25 protein-coding genes are annotated in these 22,000 nt (G+C 31.1%); 19 read left to right on the top strand and 6 right to left on the bottom strand.

All coding sequences use genetic code 11. The annotated features are described in order from the left end of the window. Window positions 1-251 precede the first annotated feature (251 nt). From BVC87_RS23150 to BVC87_RS01505, 8 genes are all read left to right on the top strand, one after another. Window positions 252-4,055, top strand: coding sequence for a hypothetical protein (locus BVC87_RS23150; RefSeq protein ID WP_099098823.1), 3,804 nt, complete (start codon window positions 252-254; stop codon window positions 4,053-4,055). Between the two features lie 146 nt (window positions 4,056-4,201). After that, entirely contained in the window at window positions 4,202-6,877 is a 2,676-nt protein-coding gene (locus BVC87_RS23745; RefSeq protein ID WP_234974610.1) for an ADP-ribosyltransferase, read from the top strand. 7 nt (window positions 6,878-6,884) lie between these two features. After that, window positions 6,885-7,127 carry a hypothetical protein gene (locus BVC87_RS01530; RefSeq protein WP_075340572.1) on the top strand — a complete coding sequence of 81 codons (243 nt, stop codon included), beginning with the start codon at window positions 6,885-6,887 and terminating at the stop codon, window positions 7,125-7,127. Window positions 7,128-7,179: 52 nt separating this feature from the next. Then, window positions 7,180-7,497 carry a hypothetical protein gene (locus tag BVC87_RS01525; RefSeq protein ID WP_075340571.1) on the top strand — a complete coding sequence of 106 codons (318 nt, stop codon included), beginning with the start codon at window positions 7,180-7,182 and terminating at the stop codon, window positions 7,495-7,497. Between the two features lie 8 nt (window positions 7,498-7,505). Further along, window positions 7,506-7,868: an immunity 22 family protein gene (locus BVC87_RS01520; protein ID WP_075340570.1), complete on the top strand. Its 363-nt coding sequence runs from the start codon at window positions 7,506-7,508 to the stop codon at window positions 7,866-7,868. 278 nt (window positions 7,869-8,146) lie between these two features. Beyond that, window positions 8,147-8,542 carry a hypothetical protein gene (locus BVC87_RS01515; protein WP_075340569.1) on the top strand — a complete coding sequence of 132 codons (396 nt, stop codon included), beginning with the start codon at window positions 8,147-8,149 and terminating at the stop codon, window positions 8,540-8,542. A 373-nt stretch (window positions 8,543-8,915) separates the two neighbouring features. Beyond that, window positions 8,916-9,587 (top strand): hypothetical protein, encoded by a 672-nt coding sequence (locus BVC87_RS01510; RefSeq protein ID WP_075340568.1) that lies wholly within the window; start codon window positions 8,916-8,918, stop codon window positions 9,585-9,587. A gap of 2 nt (window positions 9,588-9,589) precedes the next feature. Beyond that, window positions 9,590-10,522, top strand: a complete 933-nt coding sequence (locus BVC87_RS01505; protein WP_075340567.1) for a hypothetical protein — start codon at window positions 9,590-9,592, stop codon at window positions 10,520-10,522. Window positions 10,523-10,604: 82 nt separating this feature from the next. On the opposite strand, the gene BVC87_RS01500 is transcribed toward BVC87_RS01505, so the two are convergent. After that, window positions 10,605-11,243 (bottom strand): peptidase associated/transthyretin-like domain-containing protein, encoded by a 639-nt coding sequence (locus tag BVC87_RS01500; protein ID WP_075340566.1) that lies wholly within the window; start codon window positions 11,241-11,243, stop codon window positions 10,605-10,607. 321 nt (window positions 11,244-11,564) lie between these two features. On the opposite strand from BVC87_RS01500, the gene BVC87_RS01495 reads away from it, so the two are divergent. The 4 genes from BVC87_RS01495 to BVC87_RS01480 all read left to right on the top strand — a co-directional run bounded on the left by BVC87_RS01495 (window position 11,565) and on the right by BVC87_RS01480 (window position 13,926). Then, window positions 11,565-11,996: a TIGR02594 family protein gene (locus BVC87_RS01495; protein ID WP_075340565.1), complete on the top strand. Its 432-nt coding sequence runs from the start codon at window positions 11,565-11,567 to the stop codon at window positions 11,994-11,996. A gap of 4 nt (window positions 11,997-12,000) precedes the next feature. Continuing rightward, the gene (locus tag BVC87_RS01490) at window positions 12,001-12,408 is read left to right on the top strand and encodes a phage holin family protein (protein WP_234974616.1); all 408 of its coding nucleotides are present in this window, start codon (window positions 12,001-12,003) and stop codon (window positions 12,406-12,408) included. Window positions 12,409-12,589: 181 nt separating this feature from the next. Beyond that, window positions 12,590-13,435 carry a helix-turn-helix domain-containing protein gene (locus BVC87_RS01485; protein ID WP_075340563.1) on the top strand — a complete coding sequence of 282 codons (846 nt, stop codon included), beginning with the start codon at window positions 12,590-12,592 and terminating at the stop codon, window positions 13,433-13,435. A 164-nt stretch (window positions 13,436-13,599) separates the two neighbouring features. Beyond that, window positions 13,600-13,926 carry a hypothetical protein gene (locus BVC87_RS01480; RefSeq protein WP_075340562.1) on the top strand — a complete coding sequence of 109 codons (327 nt, stop codon included), beginning with the start codon at window positions 13,600-13,602 and terminating at the stop codon, window positions 13,924-13,926. Window positions 13,927-14,502: 576 nt separating this feature from the next. Here BVC87_RS01480 and BVC87_RS23290 read toward each other — a convergent pair. Then, the gene (locus BVC87_RS23290; RefSeq protein ID WP_075340561.1) at window positions 14,503-14,775 is read right to left on the bottom strand and encodes a hypothetical protein; all 273 of its coding nucleotides are present in this window, start codon (window positions 14,773-14,775) and stop codon (window positions 14,503-14,505) included. Between the two features lie 646 nt (window positions 14,776-15,421). Between BVC87_RS23290 and BVC87_RS23285 the strand changes: the two genes are divergently transcribed. The 6 genes from BVC87_RS23285 (at window position 15,422) to BVC87_RS01460 (ending at window position 17,946) form a co-directional block, all read left to right on the top strand. Then, window positions 15,422-15,577, top strand: coding sequence for a hypothetical protein (locus tag BVC87_RS23285; RefSeq protein ID WP_159439296.1), 156 nt, complete (start codon window positions 15,422-15,424; stop codon window positions 15,575-15,577). 40 nt (window positions 15,578-15,617) lie between these two features. After that, on the top strand, window positions 15,618-15,770 hold the full coding sequence (locus BVC87_RS23280; protein WP_159439295.1) for a hypothetical protein: 153 nt from the start codon (window positions 15,618-15,620) through the stop codon (window positions 15,768-15,770). Between the two features lie 65 nt (window positions 15,771-15,835). Next, entirely contained in the window at window positions 15,836-16,000 is a 165-nt protein-coding gene (locus BVC87_RS23275) for a hypothetical protein (RefSeq protein WP_159439294.1), read from the top strand. A 175-nt stretch (window positions 16,001-16,175) separates the two neighbouring features. Beyond that, window positions 16,176-16,340, top strand: coding sequence for a hypothetical protein (locus tag BVC87_RS23270; RefSeq protein ID WP_159439293.1), 165 nt, complete (start codon window positions 16,176-16,178; stop codon window positions 16,338-16,340). Between the two features lie 644 nt (window positions 16,341-16,984). After that, window positions 16,985-17,542: a carboxymuconolactone decarboxylase family protein gene (locus BVC87_RS01465; RefSeq protein ID WP_075340559.1), complete on the top strand. Its 558-nt coding sequence runs from the start codon at window positions 16,985-16,987 to the stop codon at window positions 17,540-17,542. Window positions 17,543-17,583: 41 nt separating this feature from the next. Then, a complete protein-coding gene (locus tag BVC87_RS01460; RefSeq protein WP_075340558.1) occupies window positions 17,584-17,946 on the top strand; it encodes a cupredoxin domain-containing protein in 363 nt (120 codons plus the stop codon). Window positions 17,947-17,997: 51 nt separating this feature from the next. Here BVC87_RS01460 and BVC87_RS23910 read toward each other — a convergent pair whose 3' ends face one another. Further along, window positions 17,998-18,726 carry a hypothetical protein gene (locus BVC87_RS23910; protein WP_075340557.1) on the bottom strand — a complete coding sequence of 243 codons (729 nt, stop codon included), beginning with the start codon at window positions 18,724-18,726 and terminating at the stop codon, window positions 17,998-18,000. Between the two features lie 11 nt (window positions 18,727-18,737). Beyond that, window positions 18,738-19,574 (bottom strand): OmpA family protein, encoded by an 837-nt coding sequence (locus tag BVC87_RS01450; protein ID WP_234974609.1) that lies wholly within the window; start codon window positions 19,572-19,574, stop codon window positions 18,738-18,740. Between the two features lie 337 nt (window positions 19,575-19,911). Here BVC87_RS01450 and BVC87_RS01445 point away from each other — a divergent pair, with 337 nt between their 5' ends. Next, entirely contained in the window at window positions 19,912-20,298 is a 387-nt protein-coding gene (locus BVC87_RS01445; RefSeq protein WP_075340555.1) for an ankyrin repeat domain-containing protein, read from the top strand. Between the two features lie 77 nt (window positions 20,299-20,375). Here BVC87_RS01445 and BVC87_RS01440 read toward each other — a convergent pair whose 3' ends face one another. Together BVC87_RS01440 and BVC87_RS01435 are read right to left on the bottom strand one after the other, a co-directional pair. Beyond that, on the bottom strand, window positions 20,376-20,951 hold the full coding sequence (locus tag BVC87_RS01440; protein ID WP_075340554.1) for a 50S ribosomal protein L25/general stress protein Ctc: 576 nt from the start codon (window positions 20,949-20,951) through the stop codon (window positions 20,376-20,378). 64 nt (window positions 20,952-21,015) lie between these two features. Then, a complete protein-coding gene (locus BVC87_RS01435; protein ID WP_075340553.1) occupies window positions 21,016-21,957 on the bottom strand; it encodes a ribose-phosphate pyrophosphokinase in 942 nt (313 codons plus the stop codon). Window positions 21,958-22,000 lie beyond the last annotated feature (43 nt).

The following is a 22,000-nucleotide window of genomic DNA, read 5'->3' as shown; positions in this document are numbered from 1 at the left end:
TTGTAAAATGTTTTTATTTTTGACCTGTAATTGATTGCGAAGATACATAAAATCTTACAAAATCAAACATTTGTGTTATGTAAAAGATAAATAAGGTCTAGGTTTTAATGTGTTTAAAACTAGTCTGTTATGCTATGTTTTTTCGTGATAAATTATTGAGTTTAGTTGTTTAGAAGTGTGTAAGCTATTAGAAAAGCAAAAAAATAGAATACATTTTTAAAAGCAAATTAATAATATTAAAAGAAAAGGAAATGGAAAAAAAACCAATCAAATCAAACTTGTTCAGGTTTGTAACACTACGCAGTCCGCAATTACCAGATGAAAAAAGTAAAGAATTTGCGTTTGTAGCTTTAGAAAATAAAGATGTGAGTATTGCACATAGGGCAACTCAAGGCATCACAGATCAGAAGCAAAAACAAACAGCGTTGGAACAAGCATATAAAGATCCAATGCAATTTTTACCAATAGAAAATGCGCTGGAACTTAGAAAAACAAAACTATATCAGTTTTCTAGTTGGTTAATGCGTAATAAAAATTACTTATCACCATTAAGTATTATGCAAAACTTAGCAGTACTTTTTGCAGATGATATTAGTGGTCCAACTGCAGCGCCTATATTCCCTTCATTTGACGATGTTATTTTATCAGATAAAGAGGAGCCACAACTTTGGGAGAATTTATACTACCAAACTATTCACAAAACTTCCACTGCAGTTCGTGAAACGATCATTCAAATGTTGATTGCAAATAAGTTTTTAAAAGCATTTAAAACATATGTGGAAGTAAATTTTAATGCTATGACACCGGGAGGTAGTGTCGGGGGAGGAAGAACTGAGCCTGGTTCAGGTGTTCCTAAAGATTTTACTCCAGGAAGTGAAGCAGGTGCTGGAAACCCTTTAGAAGCATTAGAGTTTACCTCAGAAGAGTTGAGAGAATTTACGCTTAGAGCTAACGCTAGTGTGGTGATACCTAAAGAAGTATTATATGCGCCAAAAACTGAGGAATCAGTTACTGATGCTGGATTGTCTTCTAGAGTTTCTGAATATTTAAGAAAGCAGGCTATTGTGGATAAAGCACAATTGAGATTAGCGCAGTATAAAGCGTCATTAAAAGAGCTAAAACGTGCAGAGATTGTATATAATAAAGAAGAAGTAAAAAAACGTGAAGCTGCACTACAAGAGTATGAAGCTAAAGTACGAGAATCACAAAGTCAAGCTCAATTAACAAAGGAAACAGCTGTAACTGAAAAAACGGTTGTATCAAATGAAGATAGTGTAGACGCTCAAACAGTAACTACACCTTCAGAGGAAATCACTGATATTACTTTAGCGTATACAAAAAGCCCAGAGATTATTAGAATTCCTGATGGATCTACCGAAGCTCCTACAGCTTCTGAAGCAAGAATTTTGGCTCAGCTATCACCAGAAACGATAGGTTTATTTAATTCTACGGAATTCGAGATTTTTGATACGTTTGCTGAGGTAACATCAGTATTAGAAGATAGAATAGAGGAGGAGAATTTAACAATTGTAGATAACACGCCTGTGGGTGTTATTAATGATACTATTAATACTGAAGGGATTACTGTAGATGTGGCGGATAGTGTGCCGTATGTATACTCTATAAGTTTGCATAATGTTATGTTTCAGGCCTCGTCTACTTTTGATATCAATATACATATTGGAGATTCTTTTAGAAAAATCACAGAGATGTCCTACAAAATGTTAGATGATAAAGGAGTAGAAATTGTATCTGCTGATGCGTTTAGAGCTTTAGCATCACAGATATCATCTTATGAAAAAGTAAAAATCTTCCCACTAGGAATTTTAGTAGGACAGAGTTCGTATACTATTGAAGGAGAGATTACGCTATCTGATAACACGGTTTTAAGTTTTAGTTCTAAAATAGAACCTAAGTTTAATACTTTTACTTTAGAGGAAACCGTTGTGGGTATAGCTAAAGTAGTGGATTCAGATAGTGGAACTGAACATAAAGATGAAGATACAGAAGCTCCTGATGGCGTGATCTACGGGGTAAGTCAATTAGGAATTGCAGATTTTAGACGTGTAGAGCAAGAAGTGTGCTGTTATGTGCCTGGAGAAGTGTCACATATTGAAAATATAATGGCACGCGAATATAAAGAGCGTTCAACAAGAAATCTTAGAATTAGCGATGTTACTACAGAACAGAGTAGGGAACGCGAAACGGAAAACTTAACGGATACTACTACTACAGAACGCAACGAGTTACAAAGTGAGGCTTCTTCTGTGGTAAATGAAGACAATGTCACTAGTTTTGGAGCGAATGCCAGTGTAAGTGGAAAACTTGGATTTGCAGATACAATGTTTTCTGCGGGTACAAATTATAATAGTTCTTCTAGCAGTTCCAGGTCAGATTCTAATTTACAAGCACAAACCTATGCCCAAGAAGTTACAGAACGTGCTTTAGAGCGTGTAGTGGAAAAAGTAAGTCGCAAACGTACCTCACGTATTGTTAAGGAATTTGAAGAAAATAATACTCATGGTTTTGATAATAGAAAAGGAGATAAGCACGTAACCGGAGTGTATCGCTGGGTAGATATTATCTATAAGAATAGCATGGTAAATTATGGTAAACGTTTAATGTATGAATTTGCAATACCTGAACCTGCAAAGTTTTATATTGATTGTTATTTAAATGGAGATAGTAAAAAATCAACAGTGAATAATGGTAGTATAATAGCGCCACAAAAACCAAAACACCCTAGTGAGCTTAGAATGGGGCTTTTACTTCCGCAAGGTTTGTTAAGTCCTGTTAATTTACATAAGGATAATTATCAAGATATAGCAGCATTGTATAATGCAGAAGTAAAACCAGAGCCGCTTCCAATAAAGAGAATTACTACAGGATTCGGATCTAACTATTATAAAGGAGGGAAAGAATTAGGCTGGCTTACAAGTGAAGTAGGTGAAATGGATATACCTGAAGGTTATGAAGTTAATACAGCTTTTGCTAGTGTAAGTTATAATTTTCATCATAATGATAAAGAATATCCTTCTTACTCTATCCAAATAGGAGGGAAAAGTCATCACAAAAATTTTAACCGTAGTAGTTCTTCTTCTGAAGGAGTACGAGAAGATGAGCAAAATATAAGATTTGAATATTTAGGGGGTGTACAAGGAAAATTAGCTATAGCTTATGAGTCATATGATACAGGGACTATTGCAATTTCTGTTTCTGCAGAGTGTTCCAGAACAAGAGAGTACTATGAGCAATGGCAAAACGAAACCTATAATGCAATACTAAATGCTTATAATGAGCGAGTGCGAGAGTATAATGAGTTTATGCAAGGACAGTCTTTAGAAGGTGAAGAAGCAGAAAAACAAAGAGAATTTAGTTCGCAATTGAATCGTGGTATTGAAAAACGTGAAATCAAACGTATTGCTGTTGATTTAATGACCAAACCGTTTGGTTTAACAACAAGTAAGTCAAATTATAAGGATTCAAGTGCATTTGTAAATAGAAACAAAGAATTCCAAAACCATGCGGAAGTAGTGAAATTTTTTGAACAAGCTTTCGATTGGGAAATCATGGCCTACACCTTCTATCCATATTTTTATAAAGCAGGTGAAGAGGCTTGGGTAAAAAGTTTCGACTACGAAAATAGTAACGATCCTATTTTTAAAGCTTTCTTACAAAGCGGAATGGCTAGAGCTGTAGTGCCTGTACGTCCGGGATTTGAAAAAGCAGTGAACTGGTTTATGAATACGGGTGAAATTTGGAATGGACAAGGTATGGTTACTGATACAGAAGATGAACTATATGTATCTGTTGCAGAAGAAATGTTAAATCCAATTGGAGAAGTAGAAGGTACTTGGGAAACACGTGTGCCTACAGCCTTAACTATTTTACAAGCAGATTCTGTTGTGTTAGATGAAGGGGGATTACCATGCAATCTAAATTGTGATGATACAAGTGAGTTTGGAACGTCTAAAAATACTTTGGGAGGTAATACTTCAAATGATCTTGAAGGTGTAGGCTTTGATACAGTAGGTCAGGATAATGATGTGCGATAGTTTTTAAGTAAAATGTGATAACTAACATTTTTAAATGTAAGGAGGGTAATTGTACTTAGTACAATTACTTTTCCTTCAGGTAAAAATAAGTTTTGCATTTGAGATAAAAAGAGAATAAAAAAAGTATTAGTAATTAAAAAAAAGCTATGTACGCACACGAATATGGATTGAGAAATTTTAAACACAAAACCAATTTTAAAAATTTGGTAGTGTTTTCAGATACACAACAAAATCAAATAGAAGAAACAGAACCTCCTAGTACTAATGTTTATATAGAAATTGAAAAAGGAGTAGAAAGTTCTGATAAATGGTTTGTTCATTTAAACAGTAGGCTTTCTGGAGAATATGGTGATTTTTATATCGAAAATAACCCTCCAGCAGGAGAAGCAGACGCGCTAGAATATAAAGAAGATGAAGAAAGTATAGCTTTTTTACAGGAGCATATGTTAGATTTAAATAGTGATGATAAAATTTCGTACTATGAAATTAATGAGAAATTTTACATACGTTTAGATAGTAGCGTAGAGCTAGAGGAAGTTTTTTTAGATATTAAAGTAAAAGCAGGTTTAGAACCGAAACCACAAAAAATACCGAGTGTAGAATTAGATGCTTTTGTTACCTTGTTGGTTTCTGGTAATGGGGCTAAATTGGAAAGTGCTTTTCAGAGCATAACAGATGTAAATGCACATCAAGTGGTGCTATTTATAGAAACAAGTGAAGACACTAACTTTTTAGGTACAGTTTTTAGAATTAAAAAGGGAAAAAATGTACGTACACTACCTGAAGTAGATAGATTGACCATAGCGCAAGTGGCTAGAGTATTTGGAGTAGATATTGCTACCAATGAACTCTCTACCATGATAAAAGAAGAGCTTAAAGATAAAAAAGAAAGTCAATTTTATTTAATAGCCAGTAAAACATTATCCTATGGAGGAAATGTTATACGTTGGACTACAGATGAGATTTTTACTGGGGTTTCTGATGGCTTAAAATTAATTAGTACCGAAATTAATGACTTAAAATTAAATAACACCTATTGGAAAACTCAAATAGACGGTAAAGAGAATCCAAAATTTGACCCGTTGCTTCCAGAGCTTAAAGATGATGAAAAGGGTGTAGATATAGAAACACAGGTAAAGGCAATCTATAAAACGTATTTGTTTCCAATTACAGAAAAAGCTACTAAGGCAACAGTATCTATTTTGGATAATAAGATTATTGCTAAACTAGTACCTTTTAATTTAGAAAAAGTACTGCAGGTAATTCAAAGTATTCCAGAGTTATTGCACGATTTTTTTGATGCAGTTATAGATAATTTAGTGGATCTCTATTATTTTATCAACGGTTTATTAGTGGGGTTAATTAATAGCATTATAGATTTTGTAAAATCTTTTTTTGATATTTTAGCCATGCTGTTTGATGTATTAAACGGTCTTGTGCAAAGCACCACGTTCTTTAAAAATCCAGGAAGTTATTTAAGTCTTTTTGCTGAAAACTTTGAGAACTTAGTAGATGCTTTTGTGAATGTGTTTACGTTTACAAACCTTAAAAAGTTTCTGTCTTTATTAGCATCATTGCCTAAAGTGGCCTATACTGCAATAGTAAACCTAATAAACACACCTATTAATATTACTATAGATCCGGGAGCTATTGGGTATTATTTAGGTTTTAGTGTTGGTTTTGTAGCCTCAGAAGTAGTAACCTTTTTTGCTACAGGAGGAACAGGAAATGTAGCTAAAGCACTGCAAACGGTGTTGAAATCATATAAAGCGATGGCAACTATACCAAGTAAAGTAGCCGCAAATACAGCTAAAATCGCAAAAAACACGGTACAATTTACCATCAATACGTTTACTAAACTTTGGGATGCCATAATAGCTTTTACCAAAAATATTCCTAAACATTTAGATACCTTAAAAAGTTTGATAGATGAGTTTGTGGCGAGTTTACAAGCTAGAATTATTTTAGTGGATAATGTTGCGTATAGTTTTGTAGACCCAATAACCGCTTTAGGAAAAAGTTTTTTTAATGTTGCTAGAACCAATGCATGGAATAAGTTAAAAACTATAGGTGTTGCCATGTTAAAAAATGAAGATGGTAGTTATGCCTTTTTCTATAACGGTACTAATATTGCTGAAAATTTAACCAAAAGTCAAGCAGAAGAGTTTTTAAAAGGTTTATTTTCGAGTATTAAAAACAAAAAAGATGAGGCTATTAAGAGGTATTTTGATGTTTTGATTGAGACTTTGTTAGAAAAACGGGGTAGTTTTAAAAAATATCTGGAAGATTTAAAGAATGGTATAGCTAAAAGAGTATTTGAAGGCTTTCTTACAGTAGGAGAAGAAGCAATGTTAAAATTTTATACAACTAATTTGGGTTATAAAGATTTTAATAAAGCTTTAAGAGGTGAAATTCCGATGACAGATTTTTTCTTTGAACAAGAAAAATTAATGAATCAAGGACTTGATAAACTGCCGAACTTTAAATCTGAAGGATTATTATATAGAATTGAAAATTTGACAGAAGCTCAGATTCGAGATGTGTATAAGGTGGGTAGTGAAATTTTAAATAAGCATTTTACATCAACTACATACGATATGTTTGCCATTGGAGAAGCAATGCAAAGAAGACCTTTTACGGTTTTAATTAGAATAGAAAGTAAGACAGGTAAGTTAATAGAGCCCTTATCAACCTTTAAAGAAGAAGCTGAAGTTTTGTTTAAAAGTAAGACTAGGTTTTTGGTAGAGAGAGTGACAGAAAGTATTAACCCAATTGATCCTTTTGGAGATAAAGTAAAAACGATAATTATCAAAGAAATATAATAATATTATGGATAATAATAACAGAAAGAAGCTAGATAATTTACTAGAAGAAAAGAAAAAGTATCAATATATAATTGAAAACCTTTACAATGATCCTTTTTTATTGTCTGAAGATCAAAAAAAGATTTTTATAAGTGAGAATAAAGAAGAAATAGAGCGTTTGTCTCATATAATCAAAAAGATTGGTGAATTAAAATGGAATTTTAAGACTGATGAGGAGAAAAAACAGTATAAAGATAAATATTCGTAGTAAAATCAAGGAGGGGCAGATTTAGCGAAGTGTAACCCATTTAAGTAAAGGTATGAATGAATTAGTAGTTAAAATAGAGAAAGATGTTGATTACATGGAGAACACACATGTAAATGATCCAAATATTGATTTTATACTTGATGAGATAGAAAGATTGTTAGTTAAAGACTCTAAGGTTACAATAGAGGTCCTGAAAGAGCTGAATCTCTTGTCTATAGAATGGATTAGTTCAACTTTTGAAAAAATATCTTATGAATTACAAAGTAAAGAATTAGTAGAATGTTTGGATGGTTTACTTGAAAAGTTTTCCCCAAATGTAAATGGGTTTAAAAATGAAGTTCAAGAAGCTAGAGAAGCATTTAATGGCTAAGTTTAATAATGATAAAGTTAGGTAAAGTATCCTTGTGGATCGGGAATTTTAAATCTAAAGAAGATTTAAATAGTTTTATCGAAGAAAAGTATGATGAAGAAGGAGATGTTAGTTCGGAATTTATGAGTTTTTTGAAAGTAGAATTTTTAGATAATCAATTTCAGGAAGTTGATTTTTACCAAGGTTTGTCAACTAAACAAGAGGTTTTTGAAGGGTTTTCTTATGTAGAATCATTTATTAAAAGTATTCCTGATTTAGATTGGGAAAATAACAATAGTATTATTCTTATTTATAATTTTGAGTATACGCCTTTAAGAAGACAAAAAGGAAAAATTCAGTTTATCGATGTTTATGATTATGTGGAAGACTAAAATCTAAATGAAGCGGCTTTGTGATCCGTGAGATACTACTATTTATTTTATGGTTTAGAAACTCGTGTTTAAATAAAGAAATAAGAATTGTTGAACAATTCTAATTCTACAATGAGGTTCTTTAAGTGAACTATATTGTATAAAGAGTAAGCTATAAAATTAGAGTATAAACACTTTGATTTTATAGCTTTTTAAATTGTTATTACTGCATAACGTTTAACAAAAACTAAACATTTGTGTCATTTTTATTTTTTATATTCAAACAAAAAATATGTTATATGAATAAAGAGAAAATAAACAGCTATGAGCGCTGGTTCAAAATTGCTAAAACTAATAATACTATAGATCTTTCAGGTTCCATTGCGGTAGTTAATAATATTGCTTCTGAAGCATATTTTGAGCGAGAAGCTTTTCAAATTACATTCACAACTCAGTTGAACAATAAAAGTTTGCAGTATAGTATGTTAGTCAATGCTAATGAATGCTTTTGTGAAATAGATGTACAGAACTTAAAAAAAGAATTGCAAATACATATAGAAGGTTGTGGTATGAATTTTACAATTTTAAACTATGCATCAGATTTTTCTATTCAATTTGATACTATTAACAGTAGTTTTATAAATACCCCAACTGTACAAGAGGGTAGTATAAATTTTCACAAACAGGTAGCCTAATTTAAAGATACGTTAAAACTGACGTTTTATTTGTGTAATTTGTAATATGTTGGTATATTTGCAGTGCTTTTCTAATAGTTTAGAACTATAATAGTGTTGCAGAAAAATGAAAAAGATTTTCAAAACCCAGTGAGGTTAATAATCCAATTTTTATTTGTCTGTTTACATGTTAACATAATCGTGATGCTCGGTGTTTTTTATATGTCATTTTGTAAAATGGTGTATACTTACACGCCCGTTCAATTTGTTTATGTGAAATCAACTTTACTTTATAATTAAATCAATTACTGACCAATATGTGGTGTCTAACTTCTAATGTTGTTTTAGAAAGTTGGAGCTACAGTTACATATATATAATTTAAAAATACTAGATATGAAAAAAAGTAAAGAAATTTTAAAAGAATATTTTGAAACAGGAGATAAACCAACGCAGCAGCAGTATGCAGATTTAATAGATAGTTTTATAGATGCTAAGCAGGCTGCTGGAGAGTCTGATAGAAGATTTGTAATAGATGAAAATGGAGAAGTGAATGTTGCTGTAAAAGAAACCATTCCTGAGTATTCACTTTCAGAAGTTGTAAATAATAAGATGTCATTATTGAAAGATGATGTGCCAGTTAAGGAAATTGATTTAACACAATTTTCAGGAGATAATATTGTAGGGAAAAGAGGCTATCACTCTAGTTATCGACCTAGTTTTCATGATGTAGTGATAAACAAAACTACAAATGAAGTTTTTGAAGATATGTATACTGAATGGCAAGACGTTCCTTTGAATGATGGTTATTCTGCCTCTTTTTTACGTGTTAAAATTGAAGGTAAGTTTTTGATTATTCAAGGTTCTAATGTGAGTGGTTCTTCTTCAGATAATGTGATAACATCAAATTTACCTTTTAAAATTCAAAGTACCCAGTTTTTTAGAGGAGGAGGTACAGCGGGTATGCAAGATTATTTTGTTCCGGCAAATTCATCAGTATTGAGAAGTGCATTACCGCTTCAAGGTTTTAATGAGTTTTTTGCTGTTTTGTTAATTCAAATAAATTAGATATGAAAAAAAGTAAAGAAGTAGTAAAAACATATTTTGAAACAGGTGATAAACCTACACAAGAACAGTATGCTAATTTAATTGATAGTTATATTGATGCCAAGCAATCTGTGGGAGAGCCGAATAGAAGATTTGTAATTGATGAAAATGGAGAAGTGAGTTTAGGTTTAGAAAGTACTTTACCAGAGTATAATCTTTCAGATATAGTAGCTAATAAACTTTCATTGTTGAAGGATGGAAATGTAGTCAAAGAAATTGATTTAACAAATTATGTTGACGACACTAATTTGGCTCGTTTAGTTTCTGGGACTTTGGATGTAAATGGTGTAGCAACTTTTCAAAGAGATGACAATTCTACTTTTACGGTTGATTTTAGTAGTTTACTGAATAGTGGTAGTGTGCCTACACCCACAGATTTATCTTTTAAAGGTTCACCTGCTCAAGGAACTATTGAATCAAGTACGGGCAAAAACGCAGTAATTCCTGTGGCAGATAAAGATAGAGCAGGGTTAATGAAGGCTGGCTTTTATGATGAAGGAAATTGGACACCTGTTATTAGTGAGTCTAGTTATTCAGGTACAGGATTTGGAACATATCTTAGATTAGGAAATTTAGTACATTATCAAATGTTTTATACTATAGATAGTACTGCAGGAACTCCGGGGTATTTTAACATATCAGGCCTGCCATTTCCGCCTGCAAATAGTGCTACTTTAACCAATAATAATACCTTAGAAATTCATGGAACCAATCTTCCGTCAAACGAGGTAAGAGATTTAACTATATGGATAAGTTCTCGGAATGACCTTAATAGAATTGAAATAGGTGCTTTTGATGTAGAAACAGGTATAACAAACTTTATATCTGGAGTAATTTTTACGGAAGGAGGAATAAGAATTGTAGGCACATATGTAACTAATGTTTATACACCGTAATGTTATAAACTATAAAACTATAGCAAATAAAAAAGCAGCTGCCTTGTTATTGCAGCTGCTCCTATTGAATTGTTATATATAGTTATTTAAGTGTAATCTTAATGATACCGCCAGACCCAACTCTAGATCCGTAAATACTACTGGTGTTTCTTTGAACAGAAATCTTTTTTACATTAGCAGGATCAATACTTCTAATGCTGTTTACTTGTGTATTATTAACAAAGAATGCAGCACCTAATAATCCTCCCTGAGATAAACTAGCCCCACCTCCAGGTATTACTATTTTGTCTTCTCCAATAAACCTTAAATTAGGATATTTAGCTTTCAGTAATGAATACATATCAGTATAATTTGAATAGTTATCTGATGCCGCTGATTTATTGTATCCTAGCCTATAAAAATCGCTTTTAGATAATTTTTTACTTTCCTCAGGGAAAATAAAATTAATTTTATCCTGTCCAGTATATTCGATATCAATTACCCCATGATTTTTAGAAAATGCTGTAATTAATTTATTCTTTTTTGAAACGGTAAGAGTGTACTCTCCTTTTTTATTTGTTTTTGCTGAAGTTTTAGTTGAATCAACAAAAATACGAACATTTTTAATCGGCTTATTCTTATAATCGGTTATTATGCCAGAAAGCTTTTTGCTTTGACCAAAAACAGTTTGCGCAGCAATCAATAAAAAAGCTACTGAGAATAGTATAGTTTTTAATTTCATAATAGATGTTTTTAGTTCTTTTTTAAGAATTTTTAAACTAGTACAAAATAAAGATATTTCTTTAAATAAAGAATTGGAGGAGGTATAAAAGAAAGTTAAAAAGGTCTTTTATTGGTTTTGATAAAAACATATTACAAAAAAAGTTTTAATTAATTGTAATATGTTTGTATATTTGCAGTCCTATTAAAATGTAAATAAATATTAACCTTTCATGTTAAGTGGAAACATTATAATATAGATTAACCCCCTTCTGGTGTAAGAAGAAAAACAAAAGAGTTTGTATTAGTGTGTTATGTCTGCTAACGCTTTAAAATTATATATATGAGTAAATTAATATCAATAGCGTTATCGCAATATGGAGTTAAGGAAGTGAAAGGGTCTAAAGATCACCCACAAATAATTAATTATTTCACTTCCATGGGATTTGACAGGATGAAGTATAGAAACGAATTAACTTGGTCGAGCGCCTTTGCAAATTGGGTAGCAAATGAAGCCGGTTATGAAGCATCTAAAGGGTTGTCGGCAAGAAGCTGGTTAACAGTAGGAACTTCAACAGATGCACCAAAGCAAGGTGATGTTGTTGTGTTGTGGAAAAGATATCCAAGTAGTGATGAAGGACACGTTGGTTTTTTGGTTAAAGAATCTAAACGTTATGTATACCTTATAGGAGGTAATCAAGGAAATAGTGTGAGTATAAAAGCATATCCTAAAAGTAGAATATTAGATTATAGAAAATTAAGAAAAAATGGATAGAGTGATGCATTTAATTTTTTGGTTGCTCACCATGCTTTCTCCACTGAGTGGTGTGCTAACGACAATTATGTTTCTTATTGTAGTTGATTTTATTACTGGTACTTATGCAGCATTAAAATCAGGAACAATGATTAGAAGTGAAAAAATAGCCAATACAATTTCTAAGTTTTTTATTTACAATTTAGTTATCGTTTCAGCTTATTTTATCGAAAAACACATTGTGAACGAAGTTCCTTTTTTAAAAATAATTGCTGGTTTTATAGCAATTACAGAAATAAAGTCTATTCTAGAAAATTACAATAGTATTTATGGAGTAAACATTTTTAAAGTATTAAGAGGTTTATTACATCAGTATGGTTTTAGAGAGGCTATTAAACAAGTTTATGATGAAGAGAAGAAAGAGAAAGTGTAATCTTTTTTATGATAAAACGCAGCATAATTTTGTGTTGCGTTTTTTGTTTTAATACTAAGAACTAAAGTTGTTACTTTTTAAGCTTTGATTAAAGTTTGTTTATTGTGAAAGTCACTAAAAAATGACCCCATTGATTTTGTCAGTAATTTTTTTTGTTACGACCAATTAGTAAATTTGGTTTATGGCAATTCAAGAAATTAAAACGTATACCTTTAAAGATGTTTTTTCAATACAGTTAGTCGATTTTGAAAAAGCTTGTGTAGTTAATAAACCCAAACAAATTTCTGAATACAATATTTTTTGGATCAAAGAAGGAAAAGGAACTTATAATATTGATTTTAAAAGTTACTCATTTGACGGGAGTGTCTTGTTTTTTCTATCACCAGGTCAGGTTTTTACCGTGGATTCTGAAAAGATCAAAGAAGCATATCAATTAAGTTTTACTAGAGATTTTTATTGTATCCAAACTCATGATACAGAAATTGCTTGTAATGGAGTATTGTTTAACAATGTATATGAAACTCCTTTTGTAGCTCCTTCTAAAAAGGATACACAAAAGTTGAACTTCATTCTAGAAAACTTAATTGAAGAATTTGAGTTAGAAGAAACAGCTCAATATGACATGTTACAATCCTTCTTAAAACAATTTATTATATATTCTGTTCGCATCAAAAAAGAGTATTCAAATGTGAAAGAAGATACAGAAACTAAGCTTTTCAAAGATTTTAGTTTATTGGTAGAACAAAACTTTAGAAAACTCCATAGTGTAACAGATTATGCGAACCGATTAGGAATTTCTCCAAAATCATTGACTAAGCATTTTCAAAAGATTGGGACAGAAACACCAAGTGATTTTATCAAAAATAGAATTATTACTGAAGCTAAAAGACTGTTATTGTATTCGAATGAAGCAATAAAACACATAGCATTTGACTTAGGATTTAATGATCCTGCATATTTCTCTCGTTTTTTTACCAAAGCAACAGGTACTTCACCTGCACATTTTAAAAAAACTCAAAAAGTATAATCATTTTATTTCTTATCTAAATCTGTATTTTATTAATATACGTCTGTTTAAAATTTTCTTATTTATAATTATTAAAATGAGGGTTTTACCTCCTTGTTTCAAGGTTGATTACCTAGAAAAAAGATAAGTCTTCGAAACTACCTTTGTTCAAAAATTTTAATATAATGGACACTAAAGAAGATAATTATAGTTTTTATGCTATAAGCCTAATTAAAGGTATACAGAAAATGTTTTTAAGTGCGTTTATTTTAATGCTAACTTCAGTATTTATTATTTACGCTGCTCTAACACCTACAGTAATTGCCGCTATTGTTTTGGTAATTGTTGCATTATTGGCAACAGGTGGATGTATCGCTGTTAGAAATTTTACAGCAGGAATTAAAAATCTTTATGCAACTAATCCAGCTGCAGCTTTTGCTAGATATGGTTTTACAAGTTATGCAGCACTTAGAGCATCAATTCCTGCTCCAGCAAGATGGTGTGCGAGTTAATTCTACAGATTAACTTATTGAAATAGTTGACAGGGCCAATTGTAAGTATAAAATTTGACATATAATTGGCCCTGAACTAAAAATCTACTGCTTTTTATTCGTTGTTTTTGCTGTGTTTCACTGATGAAAAAATAAAAGACTTTTTAATTGCTATTATGTTAATTCCACTAGTTCTTTTTATGATTCATTAATCGACTCACGAGATAAATTTATTCTTATTTTTTATTGTCTTTAATAAGTAAGATTTTCATTTAATTACAGTTTTTATCTATTTGTAACATTTTCTGTTTATTGAGTACTAATGGAGTATGAGTTCAATTTGGGAAGTAATATTAGAAGTATTAACAAATGTATTTGTGAACCGAACTAAATTTGGTGCAGTTATTTATGTATTACTTTTAATAGCTGTTATCATATATTTTATCGTTTCTTATTTCTTCTAATTACAGATATTTTGAGAACTTGAGTTATCGGTTAAATTTTTGACAATAAAAAAAGCACCTTAACGTAGGTGCTTGTAATATTTCAATTAAGGTTAATTTTCTTAGTTGCTGCTTTATAAGATGGTACTTCTATTTATTTTTTCTTCTTTACTTCAGTATGCCTTGATCTTCCTTTTGCTCTTGTTACTTCTTTTGCTTTTGGTTTTTGTACTGGTGTTGGTTTAGTACTTGCTTCTTTACTAAGATTATTTGTTGTCTTGTTTATATCTTTTTCTGTTTTAAGTTTTGTCTTTTCTTTCGGCAGTGATTTATCAATTTTTTGTTGTGCTTCTTTTTGAGAATCATGATCTTGTGCTGAAACATGAAACGCTAGAAAAAAAATAAATAGGTAGGTAAAAATTTTCATATTATGAGTTTTAACCTTAAAATTAAAATATATTTAATTAATTCAAACAGGTTTTTCCCCCATTTTAACTTACTATTAATTGTATTAAAGAACTTTATCAGCTATATTTAGTAGTGTCGATTGACTACTCTATTACTTTATTTTGTTTTATTATTTTTTATGCTTAAGAAAGTCTCTGGTTTAATTCTTTTAACTCTTGGTCTATACCTATTGAATATAGAACTAGCTGAGATTATTTCTAAAATCATATACACCTTTGGATTAGTTTTTAGTGGTTCACCGATTGACAAAGGAGGGTACAGGTTTATAATATTTCATATAATTCTATATTTAATAATCTTTTTATGTTTTTACCTAGGTGTAAAACTTCTATTTTTCAAAAAGAAACAATCTCAATAATTACGGTTAATCGTTTATCTATATTTGCTCCATGAATAAATTTAATTTAAGAGCGAAATTCTATCTTGTTTTATCCTTTTTAATTTCCTCTCCAATGTTATTTATTAGTTGTGAGGATAGTTTGACGTTTTGTAATCTTAGACCATTTTTGTTGTTCATTTCAATAGTATTTCTTTTCCTCACTTATGTGATATTATTCGGAAAGAGAAAGGAATAACTACTCTTTTATTTTTTCTAGTTTTGAAATATGGAATGGTATCATATTGTTTTATTTATCTTTTTAGCTCTCCTTTTATTAGTTAAAATCTGGAAATTTTTTAAAGTGATCATCTTTGGTAAAGAAGATGATGTAAAAAAATATATAGAAACTTTTGATGATGATATAGACATTGATATTGACTAACTACTCTTTTACGTTATTTTGTTTTTACTAGTTTTACTTCATGGTACAAGAAGAGACAGAAGTAAGTATTTGGTTTGTTATCATTTTTTTGATCGTTGTAGCTTTTATCATTTCACTGTTTAGAGGTAATGGAGATAATGATGGTCGATCATCTGATCCTGGTGATGACATTACTTTTTTTGATGACTTCTAACTACTGTTTTAATGAGTTTTTTATTTTGTATCTTTTTACTGTATTAACCTTTTAAATTTTTTATTATGCTAGAAAACATTTCTAAATTGGGAATTGAATTATCTAAAACGAAACAACGTCTTATTTCAGGAGGTGGCAGTTATAGATGCTATTACTGTCATTGCTTAACAGGTGAAACTGTTATCGGATGTGGTACAGATCGAGTAGAAGCATGTGGAGAAGCATGCTAATTACTAGCGGCTTTCGGGTCGCTTTTTTCTTCTTTTTTACCTCTCATGATTCCTACTCTTTTTCTGTTATTAATTTATGCTAATGTACACGTTAATACAGCTAATTAGATATTCCATATTCCGTTCTTATTTTTATCGTTATTTTTAATTAATTATTAACCTTAAAAATTTAATCATGTTAAAAAACATTTCAAATTTGGGTAAAACCCTTAGTAAAACGGAACAAAAAACTATTGCTGGAGGTGGTAGCTGTAAGTATACCTGTAAGAATGGAGATCGATATATCCTCTCTTGTGATATTAGTTATGACCCTTGCTCAACATTAAGTAGCATTCTCTAATTTATCTTAATGCTTTTAGCTCTCGTTAAATCGAGAGCTTTATTTTTTTGCAATTCCTGTCCGAATTTTTTTTGATAACGGTTTTCACTGGTTTAATAATTATTAAGATTATATAACTTACATATACTGAATTGGACCACACTAAATATATGTTTAGAAGCAGTTAGCGATACTATAAAATCTCTTTGGAGCTAAACTATTAAAGTAAAGCCATGCAGAATATGTAGTTTTTATTATAATCTAAATGCATCTCATTATTATTTACATTCCTGTTTTTTTTAAAACCTTTTATGTTTAATTCTCTGGTCACATATTTTGATTTAAATAACCATTACATAGGTTTAAAATAAATTGAACTAGTATGTTATAATTTGTTCAATATTACTCGAAAATCACCACTATTTTTAGGTTGTTCCTAGCTAAAAACCCAAATGTACAAGGCATAGGAACTTTTGTCCATTTTTTAAGGTCTATTCTCGTCGCATCTTTGTATCAGAAATATTAATTAAACCTATTTAAACGATACGAATATGAATTTAAATACATACCAATGCCCAAATTGCTGGGGGTACCAAGAATACGAAGAGCAAAACGAATTAATAAATAAACAAGAAAAAAATAATAACAACTAAAACCTTAAAAAGATGAGTACAAGAATTCAAACCTTAAATCCAGACACAACAACAGGTAAGTCAAAAGAATTATTTGATGCAGTGCAAAACAAATTAGGATTCATTCCAAACCTAATTAAAGTATTTGGAAATTCACCAGCTACATTACAAAGTTACTTAACGTTAGGAGATTTAACGGCTAGTGGTAATTTTTCAAACAAATTTAGAGAGCAATTAGCTTTAGCTATTGCAGAAGAAAATAGTTGTAACTACTGTTTATCTGCTCACACTGCAATCGGAAAGATGAATGGTTTAACAGACGAACAAACTGAGGAAAACAGACAAGGACGTTCTTCAGATGATAAGGTAGCAGCAGGTTTACAGTTTGCACAAAGCATTACTAAGAACAGAGGTAACGTTAGTACTGAAGAAATTGAAGCAGTAAAAGCAGCAGGATACAATGATGGAGATATTTTAGAAATAGTACTTAACGTAGTATCAAACACATTAACAAACTATGTAAACCACATTGCAGAAACGGAAGTAGATTTTCCAAAAGTAGAAGCAGGTAAGTTTACCGTAAACTCATAATTTTTATAATCCTTTAATTTTAATAAATATAACAAGTAATCATGAAAAAAGTAATTGCAATTTTAGCCGTAGTATTTGGTGTAACTATGAATTTAAACGCTCAAGAAGTTAAAACAGTAGCTTTAGAGCAAACTAAAGGAGAATTCACTCAAAAGTCATTGACTTTATCAGAAGGAACATACATTTTCGAAATTTCAAACTCAAATGTTGGAAAAGATGTAGGATTTGTATTAACTCCTAAAGGAAAAACAAGTCAGGAAAATCACATCAAAGAAGCTTATGTAACATCTTTAGTGAAGAATAACTCTAAGTCTACTTCTAAGCAAGTAACATTAACAAAGGGGGAGTATACTTACTTTTGTCCGTTGAACAAAACACCGGAGTATACGTTAATTGTAGAATAAAGTTAATAGCTTCATAAAAAAAGCGCGACAAAATTTGTCGCGCTTTTTGTTTTATGCTTTTCCGCCATCTAGTTCATCTTGCCATTTTTTCAACTCTTGCCATTTGCCTTCGTAAGCTAATCCTGCTTGTTGTGGCCAAGTATCTGGCTTATGGATTCTGTAACGTTCTCCACCGCTATCTAACACTTCTTGGCATTTTTCTATTGAAGTTTCACTTAATGCTTTCCAAGTTTTAATTCCAAAACTGTGAAATAATCCTTCTATTTTAGGACCTATTCCTTCAACAATTTTCAAATCATCTTGTTTAATTTTCTTACCAAAGGCTGTCTTAGCCGCATCAGCATCAAAAGGTATCAGCTTCACATCACTAGTTGCGGTAAGTGAGCTAGCAGACTCTCTTGCTAATTTTAAGTCAGATGCCAATCCTAATTTACTTTCTTGGCATGCGCTTAAATCAGCTTCTAATGTATTAATTTTTGTTTTTAACTTTTGTATTTCTTCAGTATCCGCATCAGCGTTACCAGTTAAAGAAGCTGCCGCGCCAAGATTAGTACTAGCAGATTCTCTTGCTAATTTTAAATCAGAAGCTAAACCTAATTTACTCTCTCTACAGGTTTTTAGTTCTCCTTCTAAATTAGTTATTTTATTTTTTAATTCTAATAATTCACCTTCAGTTGCATGTCCTTGTTGTGATTCTTTAAGAATATGTCTACCCAATAAATATCCTAATAAAGCCGATATAAGTCCTACTAAAATAGGTATGATGATACACCAATTCATATTTTTTAATTTTATTTAATTGTTATTATTGTTCTTCTATTTTTTGCTTTTCCTTCTTCGGTAGTATTATCCGCTATAGGTTCTGTTTCGCCTTTAGAGGTTGCTATGATTTTATTTTCAGGTATGGCAGCATTCTTTATTAAATACTCTTTTACTGAGTTTGCTCTATTCTGACCTAAAACTAAATTGTTTGCTGAATCACCAGTATTGTCCGTATGTCCAGTGATTAAACAAGTAGCCCCATCAACTTTATCAAGATATTTAGCAATGTCTGCAATTTCTTGTCGCTCTTCTGCGTTCAAATCAATTTTAGATTGACCAGTTTCAAAGTGTAATTCAATAGCATGAGCTTTAATATATTCAGCTAATTTGTCCATTTCTTCAGTATCATCTTTTAGTTCAGATAAGTTAAAAGCTATAGGTCCATGGAATACATGTAATGAATCTGGAACCATATCATTCTTGACTTCACCAAAAGTGTTCATTACTTTAGAAGGAACTCCTTTAGAGGTTAAAAAGTTTTTAATAGAGTTCGCTCTAGCCAGTCCTAAATTTGGATAAGCAGAATTGTTTTTCTCCTCATTAGTATAATAACCAGTTATGGCTAATGATTTGTTACTGTTAGATGTTAGATAGTCCTTTAGTTTGTCCACTTCTAAATCTAAATTAGAAGAAATAGGTTTTAAAAAACTAAGGTTTGACGATTCAAAATTAAAATTATCATTCACCTTTAAAGAAAAATCATCATTAGGATCTTTAATTGCAAAAGGGAATGAAGTTGGGGTTTTCACAATTTTAGTAGTGTTTTCTTTAGTTTCTTTAGAAGTAATAGGATTTTGTTCGTCCATACTTTGTTGACAACAGAGCTTCCAACAAAGGAAGGTTCCTATGACTATGGTAAGCAAAATACCTAAGAGGTACATCAGTCTTTTACTCATATTTTTTGATTTATGTTACTGATTGTGAATTTATTACTTTTTTTTGAAAATTTTAACAAAAGACATGATAAAACCTGTTGTGTTTTTAACTTTTTTAACAGTTTTTATTTATAAGGGTTTGATTTTCAGAAATGTTAAGAAAATCTTATTAAAGTTAGGATTTTGTTAATTATTGGTATTTAGTGAAACAAATTAAAATTAGCGGCGTCTTTTAAGCAAACAACAACATAATTAATTTTTTTATACTATGAGAACAATCATTTTAACCATCGCCTTAGCATTTGGAGCATATACAGGAACACTTAACGCTACTGAATTACCAAAGAATGAAATTAATAGTATTACAGCAAAATACGATGCTGTTACTACATTTTGCAAGTTAATAAGAGAAGGAAATTTTGATGCTGTAAAAGCTATGATAGATAATGGTGAAAACGTAAATAAAACATCTACAGGTTTAACTCCATTAATGTTTGCAGCACGTTATAACAGAGCTAAAATTGCTCAATTGCTAATTGATAACGGAGCAAAGCTTAAAACAAGATCTAAAAGAGGATTAACTGCTTTAAAATGGGCTAAGATAGCTAAGGCTAACGAAACAGTTGAAATTATTGAAAAAGCAATGAAGAAATAAACTTCATTTGTAAATTGTTTGAATCAAAAAAAAGACCGACATAATTGTCGGTCTTTTCTATTGTATGAATGTTATTCTTAACTTTCAGCTTCTGCTGCAGCTTTAGCGGCATTACGAGACATACGTACTTGAGCAACCACAGTGTTATCTGGGTGTAAGAAAGTAAAGTTCTCGTTTGCTAATTCAGTAATGTAAAGCTTATTACCAATTTCTAACTCAGTAATATCTGCTTCAATAAAGTCAGGTAAGTTAGCTGGTAAAGCTTTTACTTTTACTTTACGCATGTTGTGACGTAAAGCACCACCAATCATAACCCCTTTAGAACTACCTACTAATTTAACAGGAATTTCCATGGTAACAGGCTTGTCTTCAAATAACTGATAAAAATCAATGTGTAAAATTTTGTCAGTTACAGGGTGGAATTGAATATCTTGTAAAACAGCTGCATAAGTTTTACCGTCTAGTTCAATCGAAGCTGTATATACGTTTGGAGTATATACTAAACTTTTGAACGCTTTTTCTTCAGCTGAAAAGTGTACAGGTTTATCTCCTCCGTATAATACGCAAGGAACCTTTCCAGCATTACGTAGGGCTTTTGTTGCTTTTTTACCCACGCTTTCTCTTTGAGATCCGTTGATTGTAATCGATTGCATTACTTATCTATTTATATATTAAAAATTATTCAACAACCATTCTGGTGGTTGAGTGTAGCTGAAACTACATTAAAAACTTATCACTTATTGAGGTGTTACTCTGCACTTTGTGCATCACATCAGCGAATAAGGGCGCGCAAGATACAACTTTTATTTTAGAAATATCCTTTTTTAAAGGAATTGTATCTGAGACAATTAACTCTGTTAACTTAGAGTTTTGAATTCGCTCATAAGCATCACCAGAAAGTATTGGGTGCGTACAGATTGCTCGTACAGATTTTGCACCTCTTTCTACCATTAAATCTGCAGCTCTGGTTAATGTTCCCCCTGTATCAATCATGTCGTCAACAAGAATTACATTTTTACCTTCTACTTCACCAATTAATTCCATATGCTCAATTACATTGGCTTTCTTTCTTTGCTTGTAACAAATAACTACATCACTAGCTAAGTATTTAGAATAGGCGTAAGCTCTTTTAGAACCTCCCATATCTGGAGAAGCAATAGTAACATTTTCAAGTTTTAAGCTTTCTATATACTCCATAAAAATGGTAGAAGCAAATAAGTGATCTACTGGCTTTTCGAAAAAACCTTGAATTTGATCTGCATGTAAATCCATGGTCATAATTCTAGTCGCACCAGCGGCTTGTAATAAATTGGCTACTAATTTTGCACCAATAGCAACTCTAGGTTTATCTTTTCTATCTTGTCTGGCCCAACCAAAGTAAGGCATAACAGCAGTAATGTGTCTTGCTGAAGCTCTTTTAGCGGCATCAAGCATTAAAAGCATTTCCATTAGATTATCAGCAGTAGGAAAAGTAGAGCCAATAATAAAAACTCTTCTTCCTCTCACAGATTCTTCAAAAGCAGGTTGAAATTCTCCATCGCTAAACGGAGTAATTTTCACATTTCCTAACTCTTCACCATAAGCTGCGGCTATTTTTTTTGCTAGCTCCATACTTTGTCTGCAAGCAAACAATTTTGGAGTAAGTTGACTGTAAGACATTTATCAGTTGTGTTTATTGTTGTGTTTCGGCAAAAGTAAAATT

The sequence above is a fragment of the Tenacibaculum agarivorans genome (genome assembly GCF_001936575.1).
GTDB classification, from domain to species: domain Bacteria; phylum Bacteroidota; class Bacteroidia; order Flavobacteriales; family Flavobacteriaceae; genus Polaribacter; species Polaribacter agarivorans.
The sequence above is the reverse complement of the archived record's forward strand: the minus strand, read 5'-3'. Positions and strand labels throughout refer to the sequence as shown.

What these genes read in the sequence shown, in the direction of transcription:
- BVC87_RS23150 (WP_099098823.1), top strand. Translation starts at nt 252, where the DNA reads ATGGAAAAAAAACCAATCAAATCAAACTTGTTCAGGTTTGTAACACTA.
- BVC87_RS23745 (WP_234974610.1), top strand. Translation starts at nt 4,202, where the DNA reads ATGTACGCACACGAATATGGATTGAGAAATTTTAAACACAAAACCAAT.
- BVC87_RS01530 (WP_075340572.1), top strand. Translation starts at nt 6,885, where the DNA reads ATGGATAATAATAACAGAAAGAAGCTAGATAATTTACTAGAAGAAAAG.
- BVC87_RS01525 (WP_075340571.1), top strand. Translation starts at nt 7,180, where the DNA reads ATGAATGAATTAGTAGTTAAAATAGAGAAAGATGTTGATTACATGGAG.
- BVC87_RS01520 (WP_075340570.1), top strand. Translation starts at nt 7,506, where the DNA reads ATGATAAAGTTAGGTAAAGTATCCTTGTGGATCGGGAATTTTAAATCT.
- BVC87_RS01515 (WP_075340569.1), top strand. Translation starts at nt 8,147, where the DNA reads ATGAATAAAGAGAAAATAAACAGCTATGAGCGCTGGTTCAAAATTGCT.
- BVC87_RS01510 (WP_075340568.1), top strand. Translation starts at nt 8,916, where the DNA reads ATGAAAAAAAGTAAAGAAATTTTAAAAGAATATTTTGAAACAGGAGAT.
- BVC87_RS01505 (WP_075340567.1), top strand. Translation starts at nt 9,590, where the DNA reads ATGAAAAAAAGTAAAGAAGTAGTAAAAACATATTTTGAAACAGGTGAT.
- BVC87_RS01500 (WP_075340566.1), bottom strand. Translation starts at nt 11,243, where the DNA reads ATGAAATTAAAAACTATACTATTCTCAGTAGCTTTTTTATTGATTGCT.
- BVC87_RS01495 (WP_075340565.1), top strand. Translation starts at nt 11,565, where the DNA reads ATGAGTAAATTAATATCAATAGCGTTATCGCAATATGGAGTTAAGGAA.
- BVC87_RS01490 (WP_234974616.1), top strand. Translation starts at nt 12,001, where the DNA reads ATGCATTTAATTTTTTGGTTGCTCACCATGCTTTCTCCACTGAGTGGT.
- BVC87_RS01485 (WP_075340563.1), top strand. Translation starts at nt 12,590, where the DNA reads ATGGCAATTCAAGAAATTAAAACGTATACCTTTAAAGATGTTTTTTCA.
- BVC87_RS01480 (WP_075340562.1), top strand. Translation starts at nt 13,600, where the DNA reads ATGGACACTAAAGAAGATAATTATAGTTTTTATGCTATAAGCCTAATT.
- BVC87_RS23290 (WP_075340561.1), bottom strand. Translation starts at nt 14,775, where the DNA reads ATGAAAATTTTTACCTACCTATTTATTTTTTTTCTAGCGTTTCATGTT.
- BVC87_RS23285 (WP_159439296.1), top strand. Translation starts at nt 15,422, where the DNA reads ATGGAATGGTATCATATTGTTTTATTTATCTTTTTAGCTCTCCTTTTA.
- BVC87_RS23280 (WP_159439295.1), top strand. Translation starts at nt 15,618, where the DNA reads ATGGTACAAGAAGAGACAGAAGTAAGTATTTGGTTTGTTATCATTTTT.
- BVC87_RS23275 (WP_159439294.1), top strand. Translation starts at nt 15,836, where the DNA reads ATGCTAGAAAACATTTCTAAATTGGGAATTGAATTATCTAAAACGAAA.
- BVC87_RS23270 (WP_159439293.1), top strand. Translation starts at nt 16,176, where the DNA reads ATGTTAAAAAACATTTCAAATTTGGGTAAAACCCTTAGTAAAACGGAA.
- BVC87_RS01465 (WP_075340559.1), top strand. Translation starts at nt 16,985, where the DNA reads ATGAGTACAAGAATTCAAACCTTAAATCCAGACACAACAACAGGTAAG.
- BVC87_RS01460 (WP_075340558.1), top strand. Translation starts at nt 17,584, where the DNA reads ATGAAAAAAGTAATTGCAATTTTAGCCGTAGTATTTGGTGTAACTATG.
- BVC87_RS23910 (WP_075340557.1), bottom strand. Translation starts at nt 18,726, where the DNA reads ATGAATTGGTGTATCATCATACCTATTTTAGTAGGACTTATATCGGCT.
- BVC87_RS01450 (WP_234974609.1), bottom strand. Translation starts at nt 19,574, where the DNA reads ATGGACGAACAAAATCCTATTACTTCTAAAGAAACTAAAGAAAACACT.
- BVC87_RS01445 (WP_075340555.1), top strand. Translation starts at nt 19,912, where the DNA reads ATGAGAACAATCATTTTAACCATCGCCTTAGCATTTGGAGCATATACA.
- BVC87_RS01440 (WP_075340554.1), bottom strand. Translation starts at nt 20,951, where the DNA reads ATGCAATCGATTACAATCAACGGATCTCAAAGAGAAAGCGTGGGTAAA.
- BVC87_RS01435 (WP_075340553.1), bottom strand. Translation starts at nt 21,957, where the DNA reads ATGTCTTACAGTCAACTTACTCCAAAATTGTTTGCTTGCAGACAAAGT.